Source organism: Bacteroidetes bacterium endosymbiont of Geopemphigus sp. (assembly GCF_002904345.1).
Taxonomy (GTDB): Bacteria; Bacteroidota; Bacteroidia; order Flavobacteriales; family Blattabacteriaceae; genus GSPS2-BC2016.
Map to the genome: position 1 here is coordinate 467,567 of NZ_PEIH01000005.1, position 15,161 is coordinate 482,727.

Annotated in this window: 11 protein-coding genes, 1 tRNA gene and 2 pseudogenes; 7 read left to right on the forward strand and 7 right to left on the reverse strand. The window is 35.8% G+C overall.

Features of this window, described 5'->3' with window-relative positions; translation table 11 throughout:
• The first annotated feature begins 507 nt into the window (after positions 1-507).
• From gyrB to truB, 4 genes are all read left to right on the forward strand, one after another.
• Positions 508-2,448, forward strand: a complete 1,941-nt coding sequence (gene gyrB, locus CS842_RS03480) for a DNA topoisomerase (ATP-hydrolyzing) subunit B (RefSeq protein ID WP_103327493.1) — start codon at positions 508-510, stop codon at positions 2,446-2,448.
• 824 nt (positions 2,449-3,272) lie between these two features.
• Positions 3,273-3,572 (forward strand): DUF3098 domain-containing protein, encoded by a 300-nt coding sequence (locus CS842_RS03485; protein ID WP_103327494.1) that lies wholly within the window; start codon positions 3,273-3,275, stop codon positions 3,570-3,572.
• Positions 3,569-4,429 (forward strand): undecaprenyl-diphosphate phosphatase, encoded by an 861-nt coding sequence (locus CS842_RS03490; RefSeq protein WP_103327495.1) that lies wholly within the window; start codon positions 3,569-3,571, stop codon positions 4,427-4,429. The genes CS842_RS03485 and CS842_RS03490 overlap by 4 nt, the downstream gene beginning before the upstream one ends.
• On the forward strand, positions 4,419-5,120 hold the full coding sequence (truB, locus tag CS842_RS03495; RefSeq protein WP_103327496.1) for a tRNA pseudouridine(55) synthase TruB: 702 nt from the start codon (positions 4,419-4,421) through the stop codon (positions 5,118-5,120). Before CS842_RS03490 ends, truB begins: the two co-directional genes overlap by 11 nt.
• Here the strand turns inward: truB and CS842_RS03500 are convergent.
• The 3 genes from CS842_RS03500 to CS842_RS06860 form a co-directional block, all read right to left on the reverse strand.
• The gene (locus tag CS842_RS03500; protein WP_103327497.1) at positions 5,111-5,620 is read right to left on the reverse strand and encodes a ribosome maturation factor RimM; all 510 of its coding nucleotides are present in this window, start codon (positions 5,618-5,620) and stop codon (positions 5,111-5,113) included. The genes truB and CS842_RS03500 overlap by 10 nt on opposite strands.
• A 20-nt stretch (positions 5,621-5,640) precedes the next feature.
• Positions 5,641-6,183, reverse strand: coding sequence for a 30S ribosomal protein S16 (locus CS842_RS03505; protein WP_103327498.1), 543 nt, complete (start codon positions 6,181-6,183; stop codon positions 5,641-5,643).
• A gap of 433 nt (positions 6,184-6,616) precedes the next feature.
• The gene (locus CS842_RS06860) at positions 6,617-6,760 is read right to left on the reverse strand and encodes a hypothetical protein (RefSeq protein ID WP_195909859.1); all 144 of its coding nucleotides are present in this window, start codon (positions 6,758-6,760) and stop codon (positions 6,617-6,619) included.
• Positions 6,761-6,943: 183 nt separating this feature from the next.
• Here CS842_RS06860 and CS842_RS03515 point away from each other — a divergent pair, with 183 nt between their 5' ends.
• Together CS842_RS03515 and CS842_RS03520 are read left to right on the forward strand one after the other, a co-directional pair.
• The gene (locus CS842_RS03515) at positions 6,944-7,126 is read left to right on the forward strand and encodes a hypothetical protein (RefSeq protein ID WP_103327500.1); all 183 of its coding nucleotides are present in this window, start codon (positions 6,944-6,946) and stop codon (positions 7,124-7,126) included.
• 25 nt (positions 7,127-7,151) lie between these two features.
• Positions 7,152-7,478, forward strand: coding sequence for a hypothetical protein (locus CS842_RS03520; protein ID WP_103327501.1), 327 nt, complete (start codon positions 7,152-7,154; stop codon positions 7,476-7,478).
• Between the two features lie 479 nt (positions 7,479-7,957).
• Here CS842_RS03520 and CS842_RS03525 read toward each other — a convergent pair whose 3' ends face one another.
• The 3 genes and pseudogenes from CS842_RS03525 to CS842_RS03535 form a co-directional block, all read right to left on the reverse strand.
• Entirely contained in the window at positions 7,958-8,209 is a 252-nt protein-coding gene (locus CS842_RS03525; RefSeq protein ID WP_103327502.1) for a DDE-type integrase/transposase/recombinase, read from the reverse strand.
• 297 nt (positions 8,210-8,506) lie between these two features.
• Positions 8,507-8,602, reverse strand: a pseudogene (locus tag CS842_RS07885) (helix-turn-helix domain-containing protein); the annotation flags it as partial.
• 2,458 nt (positions 8,603-11,060) lie between these two features.
• Complete coding sequence (locus tag CS842_RS03535) at positions 11,061-14,315, reverse strand: glycosyltransferase family 117 protein (RefSeq protein ID WP_195909860.1); 3,255 nt, start codon at positions 14,313-14,315, stop codon at positions 11,061-11,063.
• Positions 14,316-14,442: 127 nt separating this feature from the next.
• Here CS842_RS03535 and CS842_RS03540 point away from each other — a divergent pair.
• Positions 14,443-14,516, forward strand: a tRNA-Gln gene (locus CS842_RS03540).
• A gap of 466 nt (positions 14,517-14,982) precedes the next feature.
• Here the strand turns inward: CS842_RS03540 and CS842_RS08140 are convergent.
• Positions 14,983-15,083 (reverse strand): annotated as a pseudogene (locus CS842_RS08140) (TM2 domain-containing protein); the annotation flags it as partial.
• Positions 15,084-15,161 lie beyond the last annotated feature (78 nt).

Genomic DNA, 15,161 nt, shown 5'->3' on the forward strand with positions numbered 1-15,161 from the left:
TGGACCGAATCGTAGGTATACCAAGCTTCATAGAGCTAATAAATTGGATAAAAATAAAACCATCGAAGCTCTGGAGAACTCCTTAAAAGATCTTATAAAATCAGGGATTTAATAAAAAAACATAAATAATACAAAAGCTCATAAGCCATAAACTTTATCTAATGTTACTCAGAATTAGTGACTAAGGTATAATAGAGATGGACTAAATATGAGGTTTTTACATTTTTCTTTAAAAGCTTATTAATAGCACAAACGGTTCTTCATCTTAGTATTGAAATCTCCCGTAAGAGAAATCCATTCTAGTCTGCTTTTATTAAAGTGTAATAATTGTGCCACACAATAGCTACTATTGCCATAAAAATTATCAGTTACAAGGTTTTTAAATTATGAGGGGCATGTGAAAATTTTATTGAGTTTTTATACTTTTATAACCTTAAAAAAATTCAAAAAAATCATAGGATAAAAAATCGTTAGATTTGTAATCTGGACATACAGGAACCCCATTTTATGAATAAAACAACTGCCAATAATTATAATGCCGATAGTATTCAGTCTTTAGAAGGTATCGAACATGTACGCTTGAGACCTTCGATGTATATCGGCGATGTAGGTCCGCGAGGGCTGCATCATCTGGTTTACGAGGTAGTAGATAATTCTATAGACGAAGCCTTGGCGGGCTATTGTGATAAGGTATGGGTAACTATTCATGTGGACAATTCCATTAGTGTTCTTGATAATGGACGTGGTATCCCTATTGATATCCATAAAAAGGAAGGTAAATCAGCCCTTGAGGTGGTCATGACCAAAATAGGCGCCGGAGGAAAATTTGACAAAGACTCTTACAAAGTCTCCGGAGGCCTTCACGGGGTAGGGGTTTCTTGTGTGAATGCTCTTTCAAGTCATCTGAGAGCTAAAGTCTACAGAGATGGAAAAATATACTCTCAAACATACGCCACTGGAAAAGCGATGGATGAGGTGCAAGTTATAGGCCAAACAAACCAGCGCGGCACGGAAATACATTTCCGTGCCGACGATACGATATTTAAAATTACTGAATACAACTACGATACACTGGCCGCACGCTTACGTGAGCTGGCTTTCCTTAATAAAGGCCTTTCAATCTTTTTAAGTGATGAAAGAACAGCTGATAAAAAGGGTCAAACTCGAAGAGAAACCTTTTTTTCCGAAGGGGGGTTGAAAGAATTCATTCTTTTTATTGAAGGCTCTCGAGAGCCCCTGATTCAAGAGGTCATCTCTATAGAGGGTGAGAGGGAAAACATACCTGTTGAAGTAGCTATGCGTTACAATACTTCATTCAACGAAAACCTTCACTCTTATGTCAATAATATCAATACCCAGGAAGGTGGCACACATCTAGCTGGATTTCGCAGAGCCCTTACGCGCACACTAAAGAAATATGCTGATGAATCAGGGCTTTTGGCTAAAGAAAAAGTAGAGATTACAGGCGATGATTTTCGCGAAGGTCTTACAGCGGTGATTTCGGTAAAGGTTATGGAGCCACAATTCGAAGGGCAGACAAAGACTAAACTAGGTAATAATGAGGCAAGCGGCGTCGTAGACCGAATTGTGGGAGAAATGCTTAGCGCTTATCTAGAAGAACATCCAGCCGAGGCGAAGAAAATCGTTGAAAAAGTACTCCTGGCGGCAAGGGCGAGACAAGCGGCAAAAAAAGCCCGCGAGATGGTACAAAGAAAAAGTCCAATGGGCGGCGGCGGTCTTCCGGGAAAATTAGCGGACTGCTCCTCGAGCGATCCAGGAGCTTGCGAAATTTATATGGTCGAGGGTGATTCGGCAGGCGGCACTGCCAAGCAAGGGCGCGACCGGGAATTTCAGGCTATATTGCCTTTGCGAGGTAAAATACTCAATGTAGAGAAAGCCATGCAGTACAAGGTATTTGAAAGTGAAGAAATCAGGAACATATTTGCAGCTTTGGGAGTTTCCATAGGAACTGAAGAAGACAGCAAGGCCTTAAACACTGAAAAACTTCGCTACCACAAGATCATTATTATGACTGATGCTGATATAGATGGCAGTCATATATCTACACTTATACTGACTTTCTTTTTTAGGTATATGAAAAATCTTATAGAAAACGGACATATCTATATCGCCACTCCGCCACTTTATCTAGTGAAGAAAGGAAGCAAATATACCTATGCTTGGCATGATAAAGAGCGCGAGCAAATCATCGAGGAATTTGGCGGAAGCAAGGGAGTGAATGTACAACGCTATAAGGGTTTGGGAGAGATGAACGCTGAGCAGTTATGGGATACAACGATGAATCCTCAAAATCGAACGCTAAGACAGATCACTATAGAAAATGCCACTGAGGCTGATCGAATTTTCTCGATGCTTATGGGAGATGATGTACCTCCTCGCAGGGAATTCATCGAAAAAAACGCGATTTATGCTCATATCGATGCCTAAAACAAAACTTTCAGAAGGGTGAAGAGAAGAAATAAGTCGGCAAAAAACACATCAAGTTCTTCCTATGTATATGTAATGCTAAGTATTACACTGGTACTCTTTATGATAAAGGTTCTGGGAGTTTTGCTCATGAACGCCTTCTCTTTAGGTCATTATATGAAAGAATAATTGCCTGTTGAACTCTTTCTCAAAGAAAGTATTTCAGATATGAATAAACCAAGAGCTTTGTCGATTCAATTGAGTTCTTAAGCTATGTGAAAAAACTGAGGTATATAGATAAAAATCAAGCCATAGAAACCACTAAGAAGGAATTGAATATCGCCTATGAAGATTTGAAGCGCGTATATTTCCCGCTTCGATAAAATTAACCATCACCTCAGGCTATGTTCAACCTGAAAATCTAAATGCCAATTTATTAAAACGCTGGAAAAAAATACACTGGTAGATAGATGGAATAAAATACCCGAAAGATCTCCTGCGAAAGATTCACGATAATATCGAACGCTGGAGTTTGTGGATTATGTGTTTAACTCTTTTATTTTTTATCATTTGTATAGTGCTGATTAACAATTCCGTACGATTGAATTTTCATTCAAAGCGTTTTACTATCAAGACCGTGCAGTTAGTAGGCGCTAAAAGAGGATTCTTTTACAGCCCTTTTCTGAACTAAAGTTCATCATGTAAAACTCCTTATCAATAAAATCCTTATATATCAGGTGTGTTGGCTGCTCTTTTGTTGAAATAGGCATTTTATATTCTCTAATAAGCACTTATTTTTCAGTTCGAAAATTTTTAAACCTTAAAATACACCAGCTTTATCACGTATGAAAAAAAGAACTCTTCTTAAAAAAGTTAATAAGATGTTTATTTTTGATAGAAAAAATTATCGTTTAATGCTCATCGGCTTATTGTTGATTGGTTTAGGATTTATACTGATGAGCGGGGCTGACGCCAATACAAATCCAAAGGGTATTTACGATAAAAATTATTTCAATGAAGATATTTTTAGTTTTCGTCGCATAAGACTAGCCCCAATTTTTATAATCACAGGTTTTATAGTTCAGATTTTTGGAATTTTATCAGCCGGCGAAGCGGATAATGAAGCGGATAATGAAAAAGTATGAGTTACTTAGATTCTTTTATTTTAGCTCTTATTGAAGGGTTTACCGAATTCGTACCAGTTTCTTCAACAGGTCATATGATTATCGCTTCTTCCATCATGGGAATCGCTTCAAAAGAATTCACCAAACTTTTTAACGTTTTCATTCAGTTTGGTGCCATTTTTTCCGTACTCATAGTATATAAAAAACGATTTAAGAGTGGGAAAGGCTTTTACAGTAAACTTCTGCTAGCTTTTTTACCGGCGGTAGTGCTCGGCGGGCTACCGTTGAGCAAGCAAATAGATGCTATGCTAGAGAGCATTCTTACTGTAGCCGTTGCCCTGGTAACTGGTGGAATTATACTTATAAGGGTAGATGAATGGTTTAAAAAAACCGGGAAATCAAAAACTCCAACTTACATAAATGCTTTCATCATAGGCTTATTCCAGTGCTTAGCTATGATTCCGGGAGTATCTCGTAGCGGCGGCGCTACTATAGTAGGAGGAATAACGCAAAAACTTAGTAGAAAATCTGCTGCTGAATTTTCATTTTTCTTAGGCGTTCCTACGGTGTTTGGGGCTACGGGTAAAAAGCTTTTCGATTATTATTTGAAAGATTATTTTCTATCTCTTAAGAATTCCTCGAGTTCCTTTAAATTTTCAAATATGTTTACTATCCTGGAATCAAAAATCACAGCGAGAGAGCTTCAAATTCTTTTATCAGGAAATATTATCGCCTTTTTAGTAGGAATGTTAGCTATAAGTTCTTTTGTGACCTATCTGGGAAAAAATGACTTTAAGCTCTTTGGCTATTATCGTATCATTCTGGGATGTACCCTTCTTTTCATTCATTATTTTATACACCCTTTAAATGTACTCTGAAAAATCATGTGTTTTTACAGAGGGACAAATTCTGCTTGTAGACAAACCTCTGGAGTGGACGTCATTTGAAGTGGTAAAAAAAATCCGATGGAAAATCTGCAAGTATTTTAACCTGAAAAAAATTAAAGTGGGACATGCCGGGACACTGGACCCAAAGGCCAGTGGACTTCTGATCATCTGTACGGGCAAGGCCACAAAAGAAATCGACAACTTACAAAAGTATTCCAAAATATATAGTGGAAGATTAAAGCTAGGAGCAACCACTCCCTGCTACGATACTGAGATGCCAGAAAATCAGAGATTCCCCATTGATCATATCTCCGATAAGGATATTTACGAAACTGCTAAAAAATTTAAAGGAAAAATACAGCAGTGTCCACCATCTTTTTCAGCCATTCAACAGGGAGGTAAACGCCTTTATAAACTGGCACGAAAAGGGATCAAAGTAGAGGTACAGTCCAGAGAAGTAGAGATTTTTCAACTCGATATAATCTTTATAGATATGCCCTACGTTGATTTTAGCGTGCACTGCGGAAAAGGAACTTATATCAGATCGCTGGCTCATGATCTTGGCAAAAACCTACAAAGCGGCGCATATCTGACAGCTCTCAGGCGCGAGCAGATCAAAGGATTTTCAGTAAAAGATGCAGACCCCAATATTCTGACAGAAGCATGGCCTTCTCAAATATAAAGATCTAATAAGCCTTCCGGACAGTCGAGCAATAATAAACGTTTTTCTCTGTTGAGCTCTACAATAAATTCTTTTACTATGGGTACCCACACCTGCCTGCCTTTAAATCTGATATCAAAGCGTTTTTGAGAAGATTGCTCGTCAATATCCACAAGAGTTCCGATAGGCCCTTTGTGAGTATCTTCCACATGAAAACCTATGAGGCCGCGGTCATCAAAGCGATTCTCAAAGGCATAAGAGAGATTTGTAAGAGATGCATACAAGGAATGGTGTGTTAGATCTTCTTGCTGAGCTACACTTTCAGAAAATCTAATCAATAAGCGGTCACTGGAAAACATCCTAAAATCCTCTATAAAAAAAGGCACGTTAAGTCCGTGAATATCTACAAATAAAAACCCAATGTCAGAACATTCAACTAGCTTTATAGTATGTAACTGAACCAACCAATACCTTTTTAAACCATGCCGGCGAAGGATTTTTCCAAAAAAAACTTCAGGCATTTTCTAATAAAATCTCTCAGTTATTGGGCAATCTTTTCTTCATCAGCTTGTGTAGCTATTACTATCTCTGAACTTTCGGCTTCATTTAGCTCCTGAGCTATCACCTCCTCTTTTTCAGGTTTATTTTTCTGAGCACGCGCTTCGCGCATTTGGGCTTCTGCCTGATTTTTTTTAACTTTTTCCTCTTTGGCTCTCTGAATCAGAGCTTCTTTTTTACCTTGCATCTTAGATGCTTTTTCTTCAAGCCATAACTGAAAGCGTTTTTCTGCTTCATTCTGATCAAAAGCACCTTTACTAACCCCTTCTAAAAGATGTTTTTTATAAAGAACGCCCGTATGAGAGAGTATAGATCGGACCGTATCGGTAGGCTGAGCACCTTTTTGCAACCAAAAAACAGCATTTTCAATATCCACCTCAACAAGAGGTGGATGGCTTAAAGGATTGTAAGTGCCCAATTTTTCAATGAATTTTCCATCTCGCGGCGCGCGCGCATCAGAAACGACAATATGATAAAAAGGTTTAGCTTTTTTTCCGTGTCTTTGAAGACGAATCCTTGCAGGCATAGGTTATCTATTTAAGGGAACTCGTCCCAAGTTATAAGTCGACAAACTTACATAATTTATGACAATTGTTTTATTAAGTTGCGTTCTCTTTTAAAGATCAGATTTGTTCTGATTATAAAAAAGATATTTTCTCTGCTCTAACCAGCGTAGCCAATTACGATGTCCTCTCTACTTTCGTTAAATTATCTTACAATGAAGGTTATAATACTATTCGAATGGTCGGCGATCAACTGATTTTTGGTCTGCTTATAATTTTTATTTGCTCGAAAAACCTTCCTAAAACCTCTTAGAAAACAGAAGAAATACAATAATTATAATAAATTCATTTACATCATATTAAAAATTAAAATCTATAGATGTAGTCTACAAATTGCCTGCAATTGCTATTTCCTTTTCCTTTTTTTTACCTCTTCAAACAAGTTAAGTATATATTTTAGATATAAACCTTTTTCTGAAGTTTCAGTATGCGCCAATTATGAGACTCAAGATTGGTTTGCGCGTCATATTTTGTGTTTTCACAATCCAAAAATGACTTTATGCCCCAGTTAGGTCCAACAAAACGCTCTATTGAGGACACATTCTTTATTTTTTCTCTCATAAGGCGCTCTTGGGGCATAAAGAGGATACAGAAGTCACCTCTAAAAACTCTTGAAATCTCCCGAAGAGCAAACACCACATTTGTCCTTGTCCATATCTGATTGATCTAAAACTTCGATATAAAGTATAAAAATATGAATGTATATTAAATAATAATATATGTATGTTACATATTATAAATAATAATATGAAACTAAAAAATTTTTTAGATATTCCCATCGCTTCGGAATCCTTGCAGGCTGAGATAGGTGTGGGAAAAAAACCCGAGAGTAAGCTCGATGTTAGCGAACATATTAAAATAGGCAATAGAAGGAAAATACTAACGCGCAAAGAAAAGAAGCGATGATACGATGAAATAAAGAAAAATCTGCTTGGAGAGACATGATAGAAGGAGCTGGACATGTTTGGAAGAAAGGTTTGAATACGGTTTTTTGATCCTTTATTGGAATTATCAGATCAAGGAATGCCATGTCATAATAAAGATGAAGAGGGCTGGAAAGATAAATACAGTAAAATCCAGTATCCAAAGCAACATTCTTAAATTAGGTGTAGCCTCAGACTCCAATAAAGGTGTTTATAGCGATAGTACTTTTACCACTCCTGAAGAGGGTTCTTATAAAATTGAATATATTATCAGATTAGGTAATCATCCTCCCGGAAGCGCTTTTGACGGAACTAGAGGAGTATTTGGCACCTGAATCAGCGTAAATAACCGTTTCACAAGTATATTATAATAATTACAATGTATTAAGAGGATTCAAATTATCCTCTGGTAGTTCAAAAACAGATGCTCACATTAGTCAAATTATATATTTAAAAAAAAGGAAATAAACTCAATGTTCGTTTTAAAGCATGAGGAATAGCCGATATGAACACCAATTTGAGAAATGTTTTTATCGATAACAGTCAAAGCTACATTAAGATTTGGAAATCTTAAATAATGTTATAATGTTCGTATCAGAATCTATATTTACTTAGAATAAAGATAAATATTTGACCTATTTATTGATAGGAAATCTTATTAGGAAGGCCCTTTGGAAGAAGTTTTCTAAGCACCTCGTAAGGAATCCTTTTCCCTTAAATCCCCGTTAGGTCGCTGAGAATTGTAAAATATTTCCCATTCCCTAAATTTCTCAATATCTATATCATCGGTATATTCGAGAATATAGCAAAATTCTTACTGGTCGATTAAATGCGAACGCTCGACTTTTCCATTGAGATGAGAAATAACTTTATTGATATAAATATGCCTTATACCGAGATCTTCACAACGCCAATAAAACTGAGCTTGAAATTCATGTTCGTTATCAGTCTGCACCGTATGTATCCTGAAAGAAAATCTCTCGATAACATAGTCGAGAAAATCTATGGCACATTTCTGGTTATATTTTGAATAAATTTTAAGAGCCAGAGCCTCTGCTGGTATCATCTATTCCCGTGTACTGATAATGTTTAAGCGCTTTACCTTCTTTATCTGTGAAAGAGAAAAATTTAACATCAATCTGAATTGCGATGTCTGGGCACCTGCTTTTCGTATCATTTAAATGACTTAATGGATGTTTTGCGTTGGTTTTGAGGTAGTCGGTTCAGATCATTGCATTTCAATACATACCAAAACCCTCCGTATCTCATGGTATTTAAAATACCATGAGATACGGAGATTCCTTAGATGATAGTTTTTACATAAAAATAATCTTTTCTTCAATATCAGGCGCTATTCTGAGCTTTATATTTTCAGGACAGGGTTTGTGATCAAAGCGGTTTCTCCTTCTTCTTCATAAGCTCTCTTCCAATTGTAATATCTATCCCTAGATATACCAAAGTATCTACAGGTTTAGAATTTTGATTGACAAGTTACAAGATGTAAACCAAAGTCCTGATTTTCATAGTTAATTCTTTGTTATTTGTCCTTTCTTAAAAAGAAAGGATTTTTTATTGATAAAGCTCTTACAAATCAATACCCCTTCAAGTCCTTTTAAAAGCTCAAAACCCCGATTTAAGCTTCCGCCTCCTCTAGAAACAAACGGACAAAAACATATACGTTTGTGATATACGGCGCTTTAACAAGCTTGTACTTATAGATAAGCTTATCTTTTGCCATTCACCTTTTCAATGTACCTTATCCTTACACGCTCGCTTATTATCGCTTGCCGTAAGCTTTAAGATCTTTCCCTTTATCTCGGCGCTGATCTTGCTCGATTGAAAGTTTATATAAAGTTTGGGAGCTATGTGTTAACCTGAAGTCTCCGGGGCGGCAGCTCGAGAGAGAGCTTACAAAAGCTAAGCTTACGTTCTCTCGTGGTAAGCGGTATCGCTCTGCTTTACCACGAGTCTTTCCTTAAATGTGAGCCTTTTTAAAATCAAGCGGCTTATAAGGAAAAAGAAAGGAAAAAGATATGTAATAAGCCTTTCACGCTTCGTATAGCTTATATAAAAGCTTTCTATTCCGCCTCACGCCTTTTGCTTAATCCCTCTCTGAAGGCGCTTTGCTTTGCTCAAGAATAACTAGACCTTTTTTGCCGCTATCTTGATCACTATCTGCGAAAAAACCTGACGGCTCAACTTATCCTTTATTGAAACGCTTTTTTCTGATTATATCGTGGTAGACGATATAATCAGTTTGAATGATACTATTTGACATCTGTATATGAAAAGGTGGAAGGGTAAGGAAATTCCAGATGGAGAAACCCGGATTCATTATGTGGCTTCAAATGGCAATACAAAAACTATAATATTTACTTATCAAGAAGAGAGCTAATGTGAACACCATAAATAATCTTAAAAACACCCCGATTCACTTTACCGTTAGTCCGGATGATAAAATAAAATTGTTCATGCCTTCTAAAGGCATGAACCGACAAAAAAAGCTAAAGATAACGATGAAAAACCTCCTATGATTTAGCAACAATCGAAAGTTAAAACTTCTTGAACCATAAGAGGATTCATACGTTCTCTTAAAGTTATTTTTTTGCTTGCCAATCCTTTATGGGATTGGTTTTTTCTTTTTGTGAGATTTTATTATGGCTAAAAGTATAAGTTCGTCATATTGAACTATTATTATATAACGATTTGTTAAAGAATCTCGGTAATGCATAGTCTTTAGGTTGTTTTTTAACAGTTTTTGGTAAGTTTTTATTATTCTTCCTCAAGAATCTCTACAGTATTTTTAATTTAATTAATTAAATAACAATTAAATAGAATAGATGTAAGAAGAGAAACCTTAACTTAAATAATGTTTATGAGAAAGATTTTACTAGCTTGTATAGCGACGATACTTTGTTTTTCTTTTGGTGATGACCATGAGAGTCAAAAAATAAACCAAGCCAATCGGCTTAATTTCAACTTGATGAATATGTAGAAAACCTCGCTTCATCGGGCAATAATTAATAGAAACAGAAAGGCTATTAAAGAACTTATAGAAAAGAAGTAATACATCAATACTAAAAATCAGTATCGATGTGCTCAGAGCTATCGTCGGAATAAAATAATCAGAATAAAATAAGCTGTAACAATGATAAATATTATTTTATCTATCGATTTTGGCAAATTTAATACAAAAATTAATCATAATATTTAAAAATTATATCATTGATAAATTATTAAATAAAATAAAATTAGCGATAGAAAAATAATCAGAACATCGGGCTTCAAAAGTAAAAGAGCTTACTAACTCTCTCGCAAGGAGAGGAAAAAGGTCAAATACAACCCTAGTTTAAACACAAAAGAGTCAGAAAAGTATAAAAGGATCATAATGCTAACTGTGTCTCTCAGGAAGAGAACGAAATATGAATAATGAATTTCTCTCAAAACAAGGTGAAACAGATGAAAAATAAAAGTTTACTTATATTAGCTACAGGTTTTGTAGAGGGAGAAAATAATAAACTTTCTTGGTATAGGTGTCTGTGCACAGTTGTTTGCTATATGTTTTCTTGTTTTTCAATAAAAACACACTGATATTAACCTTTTATCTGCCTTTGGGGCAGCACCTTCGGCAATGATCTATGGAAATGGAGTCTTGTATTGGCTTTATTTGGGATGGTTTTCTCTACACTGCTGCCTTCATCAGGCATGCCAAAGAATTACAACGTATCTGTTATTATGTCTGGTCTGTTTCTCGAAGGATGCATATTATACGTTAATATGGATAGGTATTTAGTTAATTTTCTGTCCATAACGTAACCTTATAACTTGCAAATTTTTCTTATTATACTTAACCAGAAAATGATTTACGTATCTTGTTTACGGACTTTCTGAAAAAAATCGTTTTTATAATGCTCGGCTTAGGGTCTCGGATCGCAACTTTTTAGCGTTGAAATTAAACTTCGATGGGCATGGGACAATGCACTTAAGTCCTGATCGTATAAATGATTATCTGAAATCTTCTCAAGTTTTTTTATGAGTTTTTCCAGACGAAGATTTATTTGTCGATAAGACTGCTGGGCGTAAGCCAGAGCGCCACTTGAATGAGCTGTTTCGAGATAAGCTTGCGTGATCTCATTAGATAAAAAAGCATATTTATAGGTAGTATAAAGCATATCATTATTTATCCAGTATTTATACTTCACGGGTAATTCTATGTAATAATCAATTTCTTCAAGAAGATTTTTCTGAAACACCTGTATGATTTTTTTTGCTTTATTCACCTGTCCGATGCGGATATAGGAGGCGGCTATATCTATCAAAGGCAAATGCTCTTGATAGAGCTTTTGTGGAATTTCTTCCTCAAGTCGATCCATGATTTCCTGAGCTTTTTGTCGTTTTCCCTCAGCTATAAGGGCTTCAGAAGCTCTGTTTACAGCATTTCGATAAGTGAGTATATTACGACGACCATTATAATCGGTATAGCCTCTAGGGTCTTTAAGATTACCCCAATGAAATTTTTTAACTGCCTGATACATATCCCCTGAATTTATATATCCTAGCTCCCCTTTAACATTCTGAGGAGTCCGTATAGGTACCAATTTATAATGAAACCCCATGTACTGAAGATAATCGCTCAAATAAAGAGTATTTGCCGGATTGTAAATACCTCCTACGCTGAAATATATAGGACGATCCCATTGATAATTGGCTAACATATCCAAAAAAATCAAATCATTTTTATTCAGATAAAAAGGCTGATTTTCTTTTACAGGAAACTCCAAAATGAGCTGTGAAACCATCTTATCAGCATCTTCAGGGGCTACAATTCTATTTTTAAGCGCAGCAACTTTGTTTACCGGTATAATAATTTTATTGGTAGGCAAAAAATCTATTTTTCCTTTAGTATCTGACAGAAACTTTTTTCTAAGAACTTGTTTTTTTTCATCGTCTCTGGCCAGCCATACCATAGCTTCCTGGGCGGTAATAGCCTGATCTTCACAAAAAACCACTACAGCGTCACGTGTGCCTTGACGGTATTGGGTATGTTCAAGCGTCATTTTTATAGGAAGAGAACTATTAAGTTTTCGCTGTGCCTGGTCAATATTCCACGAAGTACCTAATAAAGTATAGTTAAGAATACGCACATCACTGCGATAATTTTCGGTCTCTTGCAAAGACCATAATGGATAGGTATCATTGTCTCCAAATACGAACAGAATGGCCTGAGGATCAGTGGTATTCAGATAATTTCGTGCAATATCCCGGGGCAAGGTCCGATAGGATCGATCATGATCATCCCAGTTTTGCTCTCCCATACGTAAGGGAATAGCAAGTAAAACCCCGAAGAGAACCAAAGCTACGCCCGAGCGACGATATTTTTCTTTGAACGAATGAAAAATTGCCACCACTCCCAATCCAATCCAGATAGCAAAGGCATAAAAAGCGCTCACCAGAGCATAATCACGCTCCCTAGGTTCAAAAGGTTTCACATTGGTATAAATAATTACACCCACACCTGTAAGTAAAAAAATTGACAGCAACATATAAAAATCTCCAAATCTCCTACGCATCTGAAAAAACATCCCTATAAAACCTAAAAGGAGGGGAAACCCGTAATAAACATTATTGGCTCTATTATTCTGAAAATGTTTCGGAACATTTTTTTGCGATCCTAAATGCGCTTCATCTATAAAAGAAATACCGCTTTTCCAATTGCCTTTGGTAACTTCATAATTTCCTTGCAAGTCATTCTGACGTCCCACATAATTCCAAAAAAGATAACGCAGAAACATATAATCAATCTGATAATCAAGAAAAAAAAACATATTTTGACCGAAAGTAGGTTTTTGATAACCTACTATCTCCTGCCCTGTTTCAGCATCTCTTTGAATGTAAGTTTGAGCTTTTCCAAGTATAGCTTGGTAATTATCCATGGTCTCTGGAGAGTTACTGTACATTCTTGGGAAAATACCCAGATGTTTAGGGTTGAATTTATAAGAAATCTCTTCGCTTATAACGATGTATTTGCCTGATTTTACGTTTTTTTCATAGATAGGTCCTTGCGATTTGTATCCGATAATACCATTTTTATCTAAATAAGCCGTATACATTTGTCCATAGAGTATAGGCCAGTCGCCATATTGCCCGCGACGTGTATAATAATCGTGCATGGTAATAGCATTATCTGGATCATTTAAATTAATAGGTGTATCAGCGCTCGCACGTATAGGAAGAAGCATCCATGAAGAAAAACCGATAAGGCTGTAAAGGATACAAAGAACAAGTGTATTTAGGAAAACCAGTCCTTTTTTATGCGTCTGACGAATAAGGAAGAAAAATACCCATGAAAGAAATACAAAAGCAGCTATGGTCCCCGAATGAAAGGGGAGACCAAGAGTATTGACGAAAAAAATTTCGCTACGCCCAAAGAACTTCATTGTCAAAGGAAAAAGCCCTTTGAAGTAAAAACCAAAAATGACTAATATCATCAGATGAGCTATAAAAAGACTCTTTATATTAGAGTGATATCTTTTATAATAATAAATCAAGCCTAAAGCCGGAATAACCAATAATACCATAAGATGTATACCTACCGAAAGGCCTATAAGAAAGCAGATCAATAAAAGCCATCGGCGCGCATGAGCAGGATCTTTATCATTTTCCCAACGGCACATTAACCACAAGAGAAGTGCTGTAAAAAGCGAGGCCATGGCGTATACCTCCCCTTCTACAGCTGAAAACCAAAAAGTGTCGCTGAACATAAAGCTCATCGAGCCTATTATGCCACTAGCAAAAACAACGATTTGTTGAGTAGAATTCATCTGAGTATCCCACTGAACAGAGCTGTTTTTAATAATAAGTTTACATGAGAGATGCGTAATGGTCCAGAATAGAAAAAGAATGGTGAGTGCGCTGCAAAGCGCGGATTCTAAATTAATAATCATAGCATATTTAGTAGAATCTCCTAAAGCAAAGAGTGAAGCTAATGCCCCTAACAATTGAAAAGTAGCTGCCCCCGGCGCATGTCCCACCTCTAATTTTACAGAAGAAGCAATATATTCACCACAATCCCAAAAACTTAGTACAGGTTCTACTGTGGAGATAAAAATATAAGAGGCGATAAAAAACAGCGTCCAACCTAAAAGGTTGTTGATTTTTTTAAAAAGTAGCATATTAAAATACTCTGGAAATAGAGTGCTAAAATAGATGATTTGTGTATCTAAAAAAATTATAAAGCCTAGAAAAACCCATTTGTAAAAAGAAAAAATAGTAATACCTTTGCTTACCATTATGTTTATAAGACCCGTGGTGTAACGGTAGCACAGCAGATTTTGGTTCTGTTAGTTGGGGTTCGAATCCCTGCGGGTCTACCAAATCTCTTAAGATTTTTTTTATCAAAAATCTTAAGAGATTTGGTATAGCGTTTACTTTATAAAGATCTGCTCTAGAATATGTTTTACAAGTTTTTTTAAGAGAAATCTGGACACAAATTTTTTCCAAATATTACTATTACTATAAATTAATAAAATAGCTAACCAAAATAAAAGGCCATTAGTCTCTATGTGTTAGCCCCCCTTTCTTTATTAGGATTTAGCCTTTATATTATCATATTTTTCAGACCCATGAAGGGTAGTCTCTTTATCTTGAGGATATATTTCAGGACGAAGGTAAGGTTGTTCTTTATACGTAAGCTAATTTTTTAAAGAGAACAAGTTGGGCATTATTCAATTTTCTAACTTTTTTATTACGAAAACTTGCTGTTAAGTAATTATCAATCAATTCAACTTTTCTAGTTGCTAAATAAATGCGATTTACTTCTTTAAGTTGTTCTATTTGATTTTAACCGTATTTCATTGCAAAGCTCTCTCATATGACATACACGAATAAACAATAAATTCGATGAAAGCAATAATCCCTGGAATAAAAGTCCAACAAAGAATAAAATCTGCATTCATATTTTTTGTAGCTGAAAGCTATTTATTTCTTTTTACTTTCTCAGTATATTTGGTATTTTCTAC

Excerpts from the sequence above, each read along its gene's own strand:
- CS842_RS03485 (WP_103327494.1), top strand. The coding sequence starts at position 3,273 with ATGAAAAAAAGAACTCTTCTTAAAAAAGTTAATAAGATGTTTATTTTT.
- gyrB (WP_103327493.1), top strand. The coding sequence starts at position 508 with ATGAATAAAACAACTGCCAATAATTATAATGCCGATAGTATTCAGTCT.
- CS842_RS03505 (WP_103327498.1), bottom strand. The coding sequence starts at position 6,183 with ATGCCTGCAAGGATTCGTCTTCAAAGACACGGAAAAAAAGCTAAACCT.
- CS842_RS03500 (WP_103327497.1), bottom strand. The coding sequence starts at position 5,620 with ATGCCTGAAGTTTTTTTTGGAAAAATCCTTCGCCGGCATGGTTTAAAA.
- CS842_RS03535 (WP_195909860.1), bottom strand. The coding sequence starts at position 14,315 with ATGCTACTTTTTAAAAAAATCAACAACCTTTTAGGTTGGACGCTGTTT.
- CS842_RS03490 (WP_103327495.1), top strand. The coding sequence starts at position 3,569 with ATGAGTTACTTAGATTCTTTTATTTTAGCTCTTATTGAAGGGTTTACC.
- CS842_RS03525 (WP_103327502.1), bottom strand. The coding sequence starts at position 8,209 with ATGATACCAGCAGAGGCTCTGGCTCTTAAAATTTATTCAAAATATAAC.
- truB (WP_103327496.1), top strand. The coding sequence starts at position 4,419 with ATGTACTCTGAAAAATCATGTGTTTTTACAGAGGGACAAATTCTGCTT.
- CS842_RS03515 (WP_103327500.1), top strand. The coding sequence starts at position 6,944 with ATGTTACATATTATAAATAATAATATGAAACTAAAAAATTTTTTAGAT.